This window comes from Nocardia sp. NPDC004654 (assembly GCF_040609595.1).
Taxonomy (GTDB): domain Bacteria; phylum Actinomycetota; class Actinomycetes; order Mycobacteriales; family Mycobacteriaceae; genus Nocardia.
This window is the reverse complement of the sequence record NZ_JBEXKI010000005.1, coordinates 233049-248540: the sequence shown is the minus strand read 5'-3', so window position 1 is coordinate 248540 and position 15492 is coordinate 233049. Positions and strand designations below refer to the sequence as shown.

At 70.1% G+C, this 15492-nt stretch carries 9 protein-coding genes; 3 read left to right on the top strand and 6 right to left on the bottom strand.

Going from position 1 to position 15492, the window contains the following annotated elements:
- Positions 1–38: 38 nt before the first annotated feature.
- Genes ABZV58_RS18680 through ABZV58_RS18670 form a run of 3 tightly spaced genes read right to left on the bottom strand, consistent with a single transcriptional unit; the run spans position 39 to position 8525 of the window.
- Positions 39–1451, bottom strand: a complete 1413-nt coding sequence (locus ABZV58_RS18680) for an aminotransferase class I/II-fold pyridoxal phosphate-dependent enzyme (protein ID WP_355001382.1) — start codon at positions 1449–1451, stop codon at positions 39–41.
- Positions 1448–7882 (bottom strand): SDR family NAD(P)-dependent oxidoreductase, encoded by a 6435-nt coding sequence (locus tag ABZV58_RS18675; RefSeq protein WP_355001381.1) that lies wholly within the window; start codon positions 7880–7882, stop codon positions 1448–1450. The genes ABZV58_RS18680 and ABZV58_RS18675 overlap by 4 nt, the downstream gene beginning before the upstream one ends.
- A gap of 13 nt (positions 7883–7895) precedes the next feature.
- A complete protein-coding gene (locus tag ABZV58_RS18670) occupies positions 7896–8525 on the bottom strand; it encodes a GNAT family N-acetyltransferase (RefSeq protein ID WP_355001380.1) in 630 nt (209 codons plus the stop codon).
- Positions 8526–8789: 264 nt separating this feature from the next.
- On the opposite strand from ABZV58_RS18670, the gene ABZV58_RS18665 reads away from it, so the two are divergent.
- The gene (locus tag ABZV58_RS18665; protein ID WP_355001379.1) at positions 8790–10316 is read left to right on the top strand and encodes a cytochrome P450; all 1527 of its coding nucleotides are present in this window, start codon (positions 8790–8792) and stop codon (positions 10314–10316) included.
- Between the two features lie 2 nt (positions 10317–10318).
- On the opposite strand, the gene ABZV58_RS18660 is transcribed toward ABZV58_RS18665, so the two are convergent.
- Both ABZV58_RS18660 and ABZV58_RS18655 read right to left on the bottom strand, forming a co-directional pair.
- Positions 10319–10741, bottom strand: a complete 423-nt coding sequence (locus tag ABZV58_RS18660; RefSeq protein ID WP_355001378.1) for a DUF2752 domain-containing protein — start codon at positions 10739–10741, stop codon at positions 10319–10321.
- Positions 10738–11244 (bottom strand): CD225/dispanin family protein, encoded by a 507-nt coding sequence (locus ABZV58_RS18655; protein ID WP_141810689.1) that lies wholly within the window; start codon positions 11242–11244, stop codon positions 10738–10740. The genes ABZV58_RS18660 and ABZV58_RS18655 overlap by 4 nt, the downstream gene beginning before the upstream one ends.
- A 316-nt stretch (positions 11245–11560) precedes the next feature.
- Between ABZV58_RS18655 and ABZV58_RS18650 the strand changes: the two genes are divergently transcribed.
- Positions 11561–12922 (top strand): M20/M25/M40 family metallo-hydrolase, encoded by a 1362-nt coding sequence (locus tag ABZV58_RS18650; protein WP_355001377.1) that lies wholly within the window; start codon positions 11561–11563, stop codon positions 12920–12922.
- A 30-nt stretch (positions 12923–12952) separates the two neighbouring features.
- Positions 12953–13477 (top strand): YbhB/YbcL family Raf kinase inhibitor-like protein, encoded by a 525-nt coding sequence (locus ABZV58_RS18645; RefSeq protein ID WP_355001376.1) that lies wholly within the window; start codon positions 12953–12955, stop codon positions 13475–13477.
- A gap of 64 nt (positions 13478–13541) precedes the next feature.
- Here the strand turns inward: ABZV58_RS18645 and ABZV58_RS18640 are convergent, their stop codons facing one another.
- Entirely contained in the window at positions 13542–15374 is a 1833-nt protein-coding gene (locus ABZV58_RS18640) for a long-chain fatty acid--CoA ligase (protein WP_355001375.1), read from the bottom strand.
- Between the last annotated feature and the right edge of the window lie 118 nt (positions 15375–15492).

The following is a 15492-nucleotide window of genomic DNA, read 5'->3' as shown; positions in this document are numbered from 1 at the left end:
GGAGTGAGGTGGGCTCGAGCAACGAACGCGCGCCGATCTCAGCGTCCGGGGACAGGCAGGGGGCCGAGTTGGTCGGGGGCCTCGAAGGCTCCGATGGTGAGGTCCGGGATGTGGTGGACGATGTCGAGGATTTCGCCGAGCTGGTCGACGGTGTCGAGCAGCTGGCGTTCGGTGTGTTCGCTGGTCAGGAAGAACCGCAGCCGTTCGGCGCCCGCGGGCACGACGGGGGACAGGATGGCGCCCGCGTTGTAGCCGCGCTGTAGCAGCGCCGCCGCGGCGTATCCGGCGCGGATCTCACCGGGCACGATGACCGGCACGATCGGGGTCGATTCGGAGTCGGCGAGATTCATGCCTCGCGCGCGCAGCGCGCCGGTGAACAAGCGCGCGTTCGACCACAGGCGGGTCAGCCGGTCGGGTTCGTCGGCGAGCACGTCGAGCCCGGCCAGGACGGCGGCGACGTTGGCCGGGGACGGTCCCGCGGTGTAGAGCGCCATGCCGGGCGCGGCGTACTTGATCGCCTGAACCAGGTCGGCGTCGCCCGCGATGAACCCGCCGGTGCTGCCGAGCGCCTTCGACAGGCTGCCCGCCCAGATGTCGACCAGGTCGCCGGGCAGATCGAAGTGTTCCCGGCTGCCGAGTCCGGTGGCGCCGAGGACGCCGATGGCGTGCGCCTCGTCGACGAGGACCGCGCAATCGTATGTCCGTGCCACGGCGGCGATCTCGGCGATCCGGCCGAGGTCGCCGTCCATGCTGTAGTGGCCCTCGATGATCACCAGCGCCCGATCGAACTGGTGGCGGCAGGTCCGCAGCAGCGCGGCGAGCGACTCGGGATCGTTGTGCCGGAAGGTGACTCGTCGGCACCCCGCCCACTGGGTGCCCGCGACCAGGCTGGCGTGCGCGAGCGAATCGCACACGGCGACATCGCCTTCGCCGAGCAGGAAGCCGATCACCGCGGCGTTGGTGAGGAACCCGCTCGAGGTCACCAGCGCCGCGCCCGCCCGGTAGATGTCGGCGAGGCGGCGTTCGAGCACGCCGTAGAGCGGGATCTCCCCGGTGACGATGCGGGTGGCCGAGGCGGAGGTGCCGTAGCGTTCGGCGGCCTCGTTGGCGGCGCGGATGACGCGCGGGTGTCCGGCCAACTCCAGGTAGTTGTAGGAGCTGTAGTTCACCAAGGCCTTTCCGCCGGAACGGATCACCGCGCCGTTGTGTCCTTCCGGCGAGAGGAACAGCGGATGCGGCAGCCCGGTGGCGTCGATCAGCCGCTGGATCGCCGCCTGCTTCTCCAGCGCCGCCACCACGGCCGGATGGTCGGCGAACTGGCGTCCCGGTCCGCGCCGCGCGCTGGTGCGCGGAGTGGCCTGCGCGGCTTTGGGCCGATCCGGCGGCGCGGCGGTGTCGCGCTCGCGGGCACCGGCCAGCAGCCGCCGCGCGATGTCCCGCTCGTCGGTCATGCCGGAACCGCCTGGGCGCTTCCGGATCCCACGATGATCTCGGCGATCCTGGCGCCGGCCTGCGCCAGGCTGAACGAACGACCCAGCTGCATACTGTTCATCTCCACACCGAGGGTCTTGCTCACCAGCGCGCCGAACTCGACCGCCATGAGCGAATCCAGGCCGAGTTCGGGCAGCGGAACCGACAGGTCGATGGAATCCGGAGCCACGCCCATCACCTCGGCGAGCTGTTCGGCGAGAACATAACCGACGACGGCCGCGCGCTGCGCCTCGTCCAGCGCGACGATCTCGCCGCGCAGCCGCGCCGCGGCCGAATTGCCCTCCGAGGCCGCGGCGATCAGCTCGGCGACGCGCGCGGTGTAGGCCAGCTGCGGCGCGGCCAGCACCACCTTGCTCCAGTCGACCGGGATGATCGCGGCCTGCCGGACGCCGAGACGCAATGCCTCGCCGAGGTATTCGGTGCCGTCGTCCATGTCGATCGCCTCGAAGCCCGCGATGCGCAGGTAGCGCTGCACGTTCTCGTCGGCGTCGACCATGCCGCCGCCGGACATCGCGCCCCAGCCGATGCACAGCACCCGCTCGCCGCGGCGCGCCAGTTGGTCGGCGAACGATTGGAGCGCGAGATTCGCCGCGGTGTAGGAGTATTGGCCGATCCCGCCCATGATGGCGCTGCCGGAAGAGAACAGCACGATCAGGTCGGGGCGCACCTTCGCGGCGGTCAGTGCGGTGTGCAACGCCAGCGCTCCGTCGAGCTTCGGACGGAAGACGGCGGTCAGGCTGGCCCGGTCCATCGTCGTGATGCGCTGATCGTCGAGAACGCCCGCCGCGTGGAAGACACCGCGCAACGGATGCGCTTCGGTGTGGACGCGCGCCACGACCCCGCGCATCGCATCGGCGTCGGTGACGTCGGCGCGCTCGACGAGCACCTCGACCCCTTCGGCGCGCCAGGTGTCCAGGTGCGCGCGGGCGGTGTCGGTGCCCGCACCGCCGCGGCCGATCAGCACCAGGCGCCGCGCGCCGCGGCGGACCAGCCAGCGGCCGGTGGCCAGGCCGAAAGCGCCGAAGCCGCCGGTGATCAGGTAGCGGCCGTCCGCATCGATGGGCACGTCGGCGGATTGCGGTCGTACCGGCGGTGTTTCGCCGGTGAGGTCGAGGGCGATGCGCCCGAGGCGGGTCGAGCGCAGGGCCTCCTCGAACGCGGCCCCGACCTCGTCGACGCCGAAACTGTGGTACGGCAGCGGACGGTAGGTGCCGTCGGCGAGTCTCTCGTTCACCGCCTGCACCCTGGCTACCACCTCGGCGCGGCGCAATTTCAGCATGCGGTCCAGGTCGAAGGAGAAGTACGCGACGTTCTTGTCGAAGTTGCGCAGGTCCAGCACGCCGCCGGAGTAGATGTCGGCCTTGCCGATCTCCACGATGCGCCCGAATTCGGCGACGGCCTTGAAGTTCTGGTGCACGATCTCGCCCGGCGCGGTGCTGATGACGATGTCGGCGCCGCGGCCGTCGGTGAGGCCGAGGACGTCGTCGACGAAGTTCAGCGACCGCGAGTTCACCACCTCGTCCGCGCCCTCCTCCAGCGCGTAGGCGCGCCGTTCGTCGGTGCTCGCGGTGCCGATCACTCGCGCGCCGTGCCGCTTGGCGACCTGGATCGCGCAAGCCCCGACGCCGCCCGCCGCCCCGTGTACCAGCACCGTCTCCCCGGCGCGCAGCCGCGCCAGATCGAGCAGCGAGTACTCGGCGGTGACGAAGGAGACCGTCGAGGTGCACAGTTCCGGCCGAATGCTCTCCGCCGCGGGTCCCACGACCTCGGTACTGGCGACGTGGAAGCGTTCGATCATGCCCGCCGAGGCCAGCCCGACGCGGTCGCCGACGCGCAACCGGGTCACGTCGGGGCCGACCCGCACCACGGTGCCCGCGCCCTCCATGCCCGGCGCGACACCGAAGTGGGTCTCACCCAAGTCGTCCGCGCCCAGGACGCCGAGAATCTTGAGCGGGTCCTTGAAGCCCAGTCCGATGGCGGCCATCCGCACCTCGACCTCACCGGGACCGGGGGCACGGCGCGCGGCGCGGCGCCAGCCGAGCTGGGACAGCACGCGCGAGCGCGGGATGTCGAGGACGAAATTGGCCTCGGGATCGGTCAGCGGCGCCGGATCGTCGAGAGCGGTGAGCCGGTCGGGCAGCGCGCGCGTCACGACGGTGCACCACCGTAATCCGTTGCGCAGGAACACTTCGTCGGTCCCGTCGGCGCTGAACGCGCCGGGAACGGACAGTTCGGCGAGCAACTCGTCCTCGGAGGTCTCCGGTTCGATGTCGACCAGACGCCAACGCAGCGGTGGCTGCTCGTTGAGCAACACCCGGCGCGCGCCCGCGAGGGCCGCGTGGGCGGGATTGGGCACGGCCGTGTCCTCTGGATGCGTGAAGGCGCGTTCGGTCACCAAAGTCACGTGCACGGAGCCGTCTCCGGTCAACGGCAGCGGCTCGGGATGCATTTCGTCGGCGACTTCTTCCACGATCAGCGCCAGCCTGCTCAACAGCCACAGGTCGGCGACCGGGTCCGCGCTCGTCCCGGCCACCACGCAGACGTGCACGCGGTCGACGCCTTCGGTGGCGTGCGCGGCACTCAGCCGCTCGGCCAGCGCTTGTTCGAAATCGTTTGCCGGGAAGAGTATTTCGGCTCGGCTGGTCGAACGCGCGATCTGTTCGACGCGGGCGGGGGCGGCGCCGGACAGCGGGACGACGAGGGTGTACGCGGTGGCGGCCTGCGGCAGCGCCGCGCGGTCGAGCGGATCGCGCAGGGTCCAGCGTTCCTCGTAGTAGAGGTCTTCGAGCCGGCGCCGCAGCCCGCCGCCGAACGGCACCGCCTGGAACTTCGCGCCGACGATCTGCAACACCAGGTTGTGCTCGGAGTCCAGCACCGCGACCTCGGCGCGCAGCGGTTCGGTCAGCCGGGCGACGACCACCGCGCGCGAGGGCAGCGGCGCGAACATCCGCACGGCGGCCGCGCCGACGGGGATGACCGCACCCGTCAGTTCGGGCCCGCCCGCGTCGCCGAGGGAGACGACCTGCCAGGCCGCGTCCAGCACGCACGGGTGCGCCAGATGCCCGGCGGTCGCGGCGATGCTCGCGTCCAGCGTCGCGACGACGGTGTCGCCGTCCACCCAGGCTTCCCGCACCAATCGGAAGGCCGGGCCGTGGGCGACGCCGGTCGCTGTCAGGTCGTCGTAGAGAGTCTCGGGCACGACGGGCGTCATGGCGGCGGTGTCGGGGACCGCGATCTTGCCCGGTTCGAACGCGCCCTCGACCAGCCGGCCGGTGGCGTGCACGGTCCACGTCGTCCCGACCGCGGTCCGGGAGCGGATGGTGAAGCGGCGGGTCGACTCCTCCACGTGCAACTGCATCACCGGAACGTCGCCGTGTTCGACGAGCAGTGGCGCGATGAACCGCACCTGCTCCACCGCGGCGATGCCGTGATCGACGCTCGCGCCGTACTCGACGGCGGCCGCACTCAACGCCGCGTCCAAATACGCTGCGCCGGGCAGGATTCGGGAGCCGTCGACGACGTGATCGTCGATCCAGGGCAGCACCTCGGCGGCGATCTGGACGGTCCAGTGCCGCTCGTCGTCCAAGCCGGGGTCGCCGAGCATGGTGTACAGGCCGGGAGTGCCGTACCGCTGCTGTGACGATACCGGCAGGTCGGAGCGCAGGCGCTTGCGCTGCCACGGGTAGCGGGGGAGCGGCAGGTGCGCGACGGGTGCCGTGCCGACCAAGGCGGGGATGTCGAGGGCGCCCGCGGTGTAGAGCCCGGCGATCATCTCGCGCACGCTGACCGCGTCGGCCTGCTTGCGCCGCAGCGTCGCGACGGTGGCGCCTTTCTCGCCCGCGTGCAGCAGCAGCTCGCGCAGGTTGGCGGCCAGCACGGGATGCGGGCCCACTTCGAGGAAGACGCGTTCGCCCGCGGTGATCAGGCCGCGAATCGCCGCGGCGAAGCGCACCGGCCGACGGACGTTCGCACACCAGTAGTCGGCGTCCCAGTCCGCCTCGGTCACCCGGTCGCCGGTCACGGTGGAGTAGAGCGGGATCGACGGGGGTCGCGGGGTCAGGTCGGCGAGGGCGGCGCGCAGGGAGTCGAGGATCGGATCCATCAGCGCGCTGTGGTACGGGACCTCGACCTGTAGTCGCTTCGCGAAAATGCCGCGCTCGGTGAGTGTTTCGGCGATCTCGTCGAGCCGGTCGATCGCGCCGGAGAGCGTGACGGCGGTCGGGCTGTTGATCGCGGCGATGTCGACGCCCGCGCCGAGCAGGTCGGCCGCCTCCTCGGCGGGCAGGCCGACCGCGAGCATGCCGCCGGTGCCCGCGGTCGTGGCCTGGAGACGGGCGCGGTGATAGGCCACCGCGACCGCGTCGGTGAGCGAGAGCATGCCGGTGACGTAGGCGGCCGACACCTCGCCGACGCTGTGCCCGACCACCGCCGACGGCCGGACACCCAGCGCCGCAAGCGTTTCGAAGAGCGCGACCTGGACGAGGAAGTTCGCGGGCTGAGCGATCTCGGTCGCGGTCACCCGGGACTCGTGCTCGGGACGGGACAGTTCCGCGCGGATCGACCAACCGGCCAGGGCGGTGAACGCCGTGTCGACACGTTCGGCCGCCGCCACGAAGACCGGGTCGGTGGCGAGCAGATCCCGCGCCATGCCCCACCACTGCGGACCCATACCGGTGAACACGAAAACCGGTCCGACGGAGGGGTTTCCGACGGCACGCACCGGTGCGCGACCCTCGCCCGCAGCGAAGCCGCGCAGGTCGATGATCAACTCGGCGGGATCGACGAACGGCACACCGACCCGAAACGGGTGGTGGTGCCGCCTGGTCCAGGCCGCTGCGGCCACGTGATCGGGATCAGTGCCGGTGGCGAGCAGCTCGGCGTACGCGGCCGCGAGCTCGCGCACGGCCTGTTCGTTGCGCGCCGAAATGGGCAGCACGCCACGGTGGCGCGGGGCGGTTGCCGCAGCCGCGGGAGCGGTATCGAACGCTGCCGGAGTGTGGCCGACCAAGGTGAGCGCTCGATCAACCGACGTGGACGCTCGGTCGACCGGCACGTGCGCCGCGAGGGACGCCGCGGGTGCGGTCCCTCGCCCATGGGCAGGCCGGTACTCGCGCAAGATGGCATGGGCATTGGTACCGCCATAGCCGAACCCGTTGACCGCCACCGTCATCCACTCCTCGGGACCAACCGGCTGCGCCTCGGTCTGAATCGTCAACCGCAGCTCGTCGAGCGCGAGGTCTGGATTGAGTTCGTCGTCGAGCCAGCCCTGCGGCGGCAGCGTGCGCCGGGAGATGGCCAGCGCCGCCTTGATGACGCTCGCGACGCCCGCGGCGGCCTCGGTGTGCCCGAGGGTCGCTTTCACCGATCCCACACCCAACGGCGCGGTGCGCCCCGCGACGGCGCCGTAGGCCCGCCCGATCGCGCGCAGTTCCAGCGGGTCGCCGACCGGCGTTCCGGTGCCGTGCGCCTCGACGTAGGTCACCTCGTGCGGTGCGATGCCCGCCCGCGCGCACACCGATTTCGCCAGCGCCTCTTGGGCCTCGGCGTTGGGCACGGTGATGGCGGTGGTGCGGCCGTCCTGGTTGGAACCGGTCGCCTCGATCACCGCGTAGACGCGGTCGCCGTCGGCTTCGGCATCGGCGAGTGCCTTGAGCACGACCATGCCCGCGCCCTCACCGCGCCCGTATCCGTCGGCGGTGGCTCCGAAGGACTTGCTTCGTCCGTCTTCGGCGAGGAAACCGCCCTTGCACATGGAGATGAACGTGCCCGGTTGCAGCATCAGGTTCACCCCGCCCGCCAGTGCGGTGCGGCAGTCGCCGTCGCGCAGCGCCTGGCAGGCAAGATGCAGCGCGACCAGCGACGAGGAGCACGCGGTGTCGACGGTGACGCTCGGCCCACTCAGGTTGAGCGCGTAGGAGATTCGATTGGACAGCATCGTGTAGGACGCGCCCGCCGAGGAGTGCATGTCGATGTGCGGCACCGCCTCGCCGGTGAAGCCGACCGCGAGCTGGTCGAGGGTGAACGCGCCCAGGTAGACCCCGACCGGCGCCTCGCCGGTGCGGCCCGCGATGCCCGCGTCGTCGAGCGCTTCCCACGCGACCTCGAGCACCAGCCGCTGCTGCGGGTCCATCGCCGTGGCCTCGCGCGGGGAGATGCCGAAGAAGTCGGGGTCGAACGCCCACGGATCGGTGGTCAGGAACGCGGCGCGCTTGGTGTACATCCGGCCGGGCGCGCGGCGGTCGGGGTCGTAGTAGCGGCGGTAGTCCCAGCGGTCGGCCGGGATCTCGGTGACCGCGTCGCGCTTGTCCACCACGAAATCCCAGAACGTGTCCGGCGAGTCGATGCCACCGGCGTAGCGGCAGCCGATGCCGACGATCGCGATGTCGGTCACGAAATGTGCTCCTTCACTCGGCGAGGCTGCTCGGCAGCCACATCATCACGTTGACGAGGGGACCGGTGCGTCCGATCCGCACCCGGCCCACTCGCAGCGCCCCCAGCGCCCGGTAGTAGGCGACATTGCCGTCCTTGCAGACCCCGAACATCGGCGCGCCCACCCGTTCGATCTCCGCGATCGCGTAGGCGAGCACCGCCCGGCCGACCCCGCCGCGCTGGTGCGCGGGATCGACGCCGAGGGTCACGCCGAAGAAGTGCGGTAGGCCCTTGGCCAGGTTGCTGATCGTGGCGTCCATCGCCAAGGCACGCGGGCCGCCGGAACCCATGGCCCACACGAATTCCGGGATCGAGGCGAGGTAGCGCAGCGGCCCGAAGCGGTAGTCCGGGGTCTGCCACAGTCCGCCTCCGACGATGCGTCCCGCACTGGTCGCGACCAGAGCCCCGCCCGCGGGCAGGTATTGGTGGCGGATCATCGCCCTGGTCAGCCGAGGCTGGTTGCGGCGACGCTGCGCGAGGTCGGGAAACATGTACTCGCCGAACGGATCGTCGGCGTCGAAGGCACGATCCAGCACCGAGACCAGCTCGGGCACATCCTGTTTCGTAGCGGTTCGCACCACTACGTCGTCGAACGTCTGAGGCACCAGGAACTTTCGTGACGTGTCGTGTGAAAACCCCTGCCCGAGCAGGAATTTCCATTTACAAACAGCAACGTACACCAATCGGCGGCAGCGCGCGACGGAAAGCTACCCGCCGGTAATCGAGGAAAAAAGTTCCCGCAAGCCGGTACTTTCGACGGGCCGCGAGGACCCGTCGCGCGCCGGACGCGTCGTCTACTCTTCGACCGAGCCCGCACGGGCCGAACCCCCTTCGGCGCATACGCATTCACACACGATGAGGACTGCCGCATGACGACATCGGCAACCGAGAAACCCACCGACGACCGAGGCGACACCACCCTGCACCCGCCGCGCTGGCAGCCCGCGCCCATGCGCTGGCATCGCACCGAGGTGGGCTGGGCGCAGTCCTGGCGCTACGCCGCCGCGCTGATTCCGCGCTGGCGCGACCGGACGCTGGTGCACTACCTGACCGTGGAGCTGCCCGGCGCCGACGACGTGCTCGTCGCGCGCATGCCGATGCTGCGCTACGCCGTGGTGCGCAACCCCGAACTGGCCCGCCGCATCCTGGTCTCGAATCAGGAAAACTATTGCAAGAGCGCGGAATACGACATGATGGCGGTGACCTTCGGCCAGGGCCTCGTCACCGATATGGACGACCGGCGCTACCAGCGCAACCGCCGCCTCGTGCAGCCCATCTTCGCGCGCGGCAACATCGAGCAGTTCGCCGGACCGATCACCGAGGCGGCCGCCGACGCCGCCGACCGCATCCTGCGCGTCTGCGCCGCAGACGGCTCGGTCGACATCGGCGCCGAGATGAACCGGTTGACCCTGGACATCGTGGCGCGCACCATGTTCGGCACCGACCTGTCCGGCCCCATCTCCCAGATCCGGCTGACGAACCTGCTGAAGTTCTTCGGCGTCGGCTTCGCCACCAACATCAGCAGGCCGTTGCGCGCGCTGTCGACGTTCGTCGTCCGATGCACGACACCCGAAGAGCGGCGCGCCGGTTCACGCGTCCCCATCCGCGCCATGCGCTGTCTGACCTGGCTCACCGCCCCGCACATCATGCTCGAGCTGCGCCGCATCGAGCGGGCGGTGGACACCCTCGTCGCCGATCACCGCGACGGCCGCATCGCGCGCAAAGACAATCTGCTCGGCCTGCTGATGGAAGCGCGCGATCCGGAAACCGGCCACGCCTACAGCGACACCGAGATCCACGACGAGCTGATGACCTTCATCGGCGCCGGGATGGAGACCTCGGCGACCGCGCTGACCTGGACCTGGAAGCTGCTCGCCGAGCATCCCGAGGCCCGCGCCAGGATGGACGAGGAGCTGCGCGACGTACTCGGCGAGCGCACCCCCGCCGCCGCCGATGTGGACGAGCTGGTGTGGACCAAAGCCGTTCTGGCCGAATCGATGCGACTGTATCCGCCGATCATCGGGCTGACCCGGGTGGCGAAGGGACCGGACGTGCTGGCCGGCTACCGGATCGAGCCGGGGACGACGGTGGTGATCAGCCTGCACGGTGTGCACCACAACGCGTCGGTCTGGGCCGACCCCGAACGCTTCGACCCCTCGCGGCACCTGCCGGAGAACCTGACCACCGAACGCAGGCACGGATCGCTGGCCTTCAGCGCGGGCAAACGCATCTGCATCGCGCAGAACTTCGCGATGATGGAAATGGTGCTGTCGCTGGCGGTTCTGGCGCAGCGCATGGATATGGACCTGGCGACCGAGGAACCGATTCGGCGGGCGCTGTCGTTCACCGGCGGGCCGGACGGACCGGTCCCGATGACGGCGACACCACGCGCCTGAGTTCAGACGCGCAGAGCGGTGAAGGGCGCGAACGGGATGTTGCGCAGCACCAGCCAGCCGAGTATGAGAGCGAGGGTGACGTGCGGGGCGTTGCGGTACTGATACCAGCGCACCGAGTCGCGGCCACGGACACGGTCGCGCGTCCAGAAGACGAACGTGCCGACCAGCGCGAGCAACGCGAGCAGGCCGAGAGCGTTGTAGTGCAGCGCCGCGGGCAGATCGCCGTGCAGCAGCGAGTACAGCATGCGGGAACTGCCGCAGCCGGGACAGTTGATGCCGAACAGCGCCTTGGACGGGCAGACCGGGATGACACCGCCGGGCGTGGTGGGGTCGGCCCACAGCACGGCGGCGCAGACCAGTGCGCCCGCACCGGCGACCGCGACGGGCGCGGCCAGCCGGTGCGAGACGGAGACGGGCGTGCTCACACCCCGGAGGCTCCGATGAGCGCGATGTTGGCGACGAGGGCGATCACGAACACGATCACGCCGCACACCGCCGAGATCATCGTCCACTTCTTGGCGTCCTCGGCGGCACGGTAGGCCTCGGCGGCCTGCCCCTGCGCCCACAGGCTGTTGACGTTGGCCGCCTTCATGATCGCGACGATGCCGAACGGGAGACAGCAGAACACCGTCGCCAGGATCGCCCACACCATGTTGTTCTCCGGCGGCGTTCCCGGGTTGTAGCCGGGGCCGTAACCGGGAGCGGCCGGGTAGCCCGGGGCGGGCGGGTAGCCACCCGCGGCCGGGTAACCCGGCGCCGCGGGGTAGCCGGGCGCGGCAGGGTAACCCGGCGCCGCGGGATACCCCGGCGCGGCCGGGTACCCGGGCTGCTGCGCGTAGGGGTCGCTCGCCGGTTGCGGCTGCTGCTGCGCGTACGGGTCGGACTGCTTGTACGGGTCGAAGCCGGGCTGGGGCGGGGGGTACGTCATCAATTCCTCACTTGTCGTCGACGCTCGGCGAGCGCGGGTCTGATTTCGGCGGAACTCCGAGCACGCCCCCCGAACGACCTTGACAGTCTGTCGACCAGGTCTCCGGCAGTGTAGTGGGTCGGATCCACCAGTTCCTGTCGGCCGTCCGCCGCGGTGCCGCCCGCCGCGACAGCATGTTTCGGCCGCGGGCACGGGTTTGCCGCACGCTGATCGCTAACGGACGGCGCCGCGATCGCGCACGCCACGGCGCGTCGCGTGCGGACTCGCGGCCCGGTGGCGGAGCGCCGCCCCGGCGACGAGTGGTAGGAAAGGGGACGTGTCCGTTAACGGCGAAGGCTCCGGTCCGAACAGCAGATCTCGCGCGGTGGACGAGGTCGTCGAGCTGGTCAGTCGACTGATCAGGTTCGACACCTCGAACACGGGCGATCTGGCCACCACGAAGGGTGAGCGCGAATGCGCCCAGTGGGTGGCCGATCAATTGCACCAGGTCGGATACACCACCGAATACGTGGAATCCGGTGCGCCCTGCCGCGGCAACGTCTTCGCGCGACTGAAAGGCGCCGATTCCAGCCGGGGCGCGCTGCTGATGCACGGGCACCTGGACGTGGTGCCCGCCGAGGCGTCGGACTGGAGCGTGCACCCGTTCTCCGGCGCGGTGCGCGACGGCTACGTCTGGGGTCGCGGCGCCATCGACATGAAGGACATGGTCGGCATGATGCTGGCGGTGGCGCGCCAGTTCAAGGTCGAAGGCACCGTGCCGCCCCGCGACATCGTCTTCGCGTTCCTGGCCGACGAGGAGAACGGCGGCAAGTGGGGCTCGCAGTGGTTGGTGGACAACCGCCCCGACCTGTTCGACGGTGTCACCGAGGCGGTGGGGGAGGTCGGCGGGTTCTCGCTGACGGTACCGCGCCGCGACGGCGGCGAACGCAGGCTCTACCTGGTGGAGACCGCCGAAAAGGGGCTGGGCTGGATGCGCTTGCGCGCCAAGGCGCGCGCGGGGCACGGCTCGTTCCTGCACGAGGACAACGCGGTCACCATCCTCGCCGACGCGGTGGCCAGGCTCGGCAAACACACCTTCCCGCTGGTGCTTTCGGATTCGGTGGCCGAGTTCCTCGCCGCGGTGTCGGAGGAGACCGGCATCCCCTTCGACCCGGAGAGCCCGGACATCGAGGGCCAGCTCGCCAAGCTGGGCACCATCTCCCGCATCATCGGCGCCACCCTGCGCGACACCGCCAATCCCACCATGCTCCAGGCCGGTTACAAGGCCAACGTCATTCCGCAGACCGCGGAGGCGGTGGTGGACTGCCGGGTGGTGCCGGGCCGCCAGGCCGCCTTCGAACGCGAGGTGGACGAGCTGATCGGCCCCGATGTCGAACGCGAGTGGATCACCAAGCTCGACTCCTACGAGACCACCTTCGACGGGCACCTGGTCGACGCCATGAACGACGCGATCCTGGCCAACGACCCGCAGGGCCGCACGGTGCCCTACATGCTCTCCGGCGGCACCGACGCGAAGGCGTTCGCCCGCCTGGGGATTCGCTGTTTCGGTTTCGCACCGCTGCGGCTGCCGCCGGAACTGGACTTCAGCGCCCTGTTCCACGGCGTGGACGAACGTGTTCCGGTGGACGCTCTCGAGTTCGGCACCCGCGTACTGGAACACTTCCTGTTGCACAGCTGATCCGCACACCACGGCTTCGAAAGAGGAACCATGACCTACAACCCGTACGACGCACTACCTCAGGTCCCCGATTTCACCCTCACCTCCGAAGACGTCACCGACGGCAGCCCGCTCGGCAACGATCAGGTCAGCGGCGTGTTCGGCGCCGGAGGCAAGGACGTCTCCCCGCAGCTGTCCTGGTCCGGATTCCCGGCCGAGACCAAGAGTTTCGCCGTCACCGTCTACGACCCCGACGCCCCGACCGCTTCGGGCTTCTGGCACTGGGCCGTGGCCGACATCCCGGCCTCGGTCACCTCGCTGGCGAGCGGCGCGGGCAGCGAGGGCGGTTCGCTGCCCGCGGGGGCGGTGACCCTGCGCAACGACGGCGGCTTCGCCGGATTCGTCGGCGCCGCACCGCCGCCCGGCCACGGCCCGCACCGCTACTTCGTCGTGGTGCACGCGGTGGACGTGGAGAGCTTGGACATCCCCGCCGACGCGTCGCCCGCCTTCCTCGGCTTCAACCTGTTCTCCCACACCCTGGCCCGCGCCACCCTGATCGGTACCTACGAGCAGTAATCTCGCCCGAAAACGACCGTGGCCCCGAGCTTTTCGCTCGGGGCCACAGTTCTTCCAGCACGACTCAGGAGACGTTGACCACCGTCTCGGGCAGCGGGGTGGCATACAGCGTCGCGATCTCCTCGGCGTACTTCGCCGCGATCGGGTTGCGCTTGAGCTTCATGGTCGGGGTCAGCTCGTCGCCGCCCGGCTCCCACGGCTTGCCGACGATGGTGAAGCGCTTGATCTGCTCGACGCGCGAGAGCTTGCGGTTACCGGCCTCGACCGCGGCGAGCACCTCGTCGACGATCTCCTTGCGGGTGGCCAGCGCCGCGAGATCCTCGGCGGGCGCGCCGATTTCCTTGGCGCGGATGGCGGCCGTGTCGGGGTCGAGCACGATCAGCGCGGAGATGTAGGGCTTGGCCTCGCCGATCGCGACCACCTGACCCACCAGCGAGGACGCTGCCTTCACCGCGTTCTCGATGTTGGTGGGCGAGATGTTCTTGCCCGCCTCGTTGATGATGAGCTCTTTCTTGCGGTCCACGATCCGCACGTAGCCGTCGGCGTCGATGGTCGCCACGTCGCCGGTGGACAGCCAGCCGTCGGAGTCGAGCGCCTCCTTGGTCTTGTCGGGCTGCTTGCGGTAGCCCGGCGTGACGATCGGACCGCGCACCAGCAGCTCGCCGTCCTCGCCGAGGCGCAGCTCGAGCCCGTCCACCGCGCGGCCGACCGAACCGGGGCGCGGCTTGTCCAGCTCGGTGAAGGTGGCGACGCCGGAAGTCTCGGACATTCCCCACACTTCGGTGACCGTGAAACCCAGACCGAGGAAGTACTCAAGGGTCTCCGGCGGGATGGCGGCCGCACCGGACGCGGCGACCTTCAGGTTGTCCAAGCCCAGGGCGTGGCGCAGCTTCGAGAGCACGAGCGCGTCGGCGATCTTGTACTGCAACCCGAGCACCGGACCGCGTCCCTTGCCCGCGAGATCGGCGCGCGCGGCGGCGACGCCGGTGTTGATGGCCCAGGCCGCCAAGGACTTCTTGACCGGGCTCGGTTCGGTGGCCAGCTTGCCGTCGATGCCCGCCTTGATCTTCTGCCACACCCGCGGCACGCCGAAGAAGACGGTCGGGCGTGCGTCGGGCAGCGCCGCGGCGATCTCGCGCGGATCCGGAACGCAGGTGATGAGGATGCCGGTGAGCAGGCTGATGGCGTGCCCGGAGATGCGGTCGGCGACATGCGCGGCGGGCAGGTAGGAGATCGCCCGGTCGTCGAAGCCGACCGGCAGCGCGCCGTTGACCAGCGCGATGATCTGGGCGAGGACGTTGCGGTGGGTGATCTCCACGCCCTTGGACGGGCCGGTGGTGCCCGAGGTGTAGATCAGGGTGGCCAGGTCGCCGGGCTCCACGGCCTGCCAGGCGGCGGCGAAATCGAAGTCGGCGGCCGGGTTGGCCTCGACCTCCGCCAGCGTGGTCGCGCCGGTGGCCGGGCCGTCCACGACGATCGTGTGCGCGAGTTCGACACCCGCGCTGGTGATCACGTCGAGGAACACGCGTTCGGTGACCACCACCTTGTTCTCGGCGTTGGTGAACAGGTGCGCGATCTGCTCGGCGGAGCTGGTGTTGTAGATGGAGAACGGCGTCGCGCCCAGATGCAGTGCGGCGGTGTCGACGAGGTTGAATTCGGGCCGGTTGGTGAGCATGATCCCGACGGTGTCGCCGCGGCTGACGCCCAATGCCGCGAGTCCGGCCGCGATCGCCTCGACCCGTCTGCCGTACTCCCGCCAGCTGATCTCGGTCGTGCCGCCGACGGTGCGCAGCGCGACCTGATCCGGCCGCAGCTTGATGGTCTCCTGGAACGCCTCGGGAACGGTGTAGACCGTCTTGCCTGATTCGTGCGCGTAACCGATTTCTGTAGTGCTCATTTTCCCTGTTCCCGATGATCCTGTCGGTGAACCGACCCGATGCGCTCGGCGCCAAGCGCTGACGCATTGCGCCAGACTCTAGGTCATCTTCTCGCCGGATGCGGGGTCAACGAGTGGC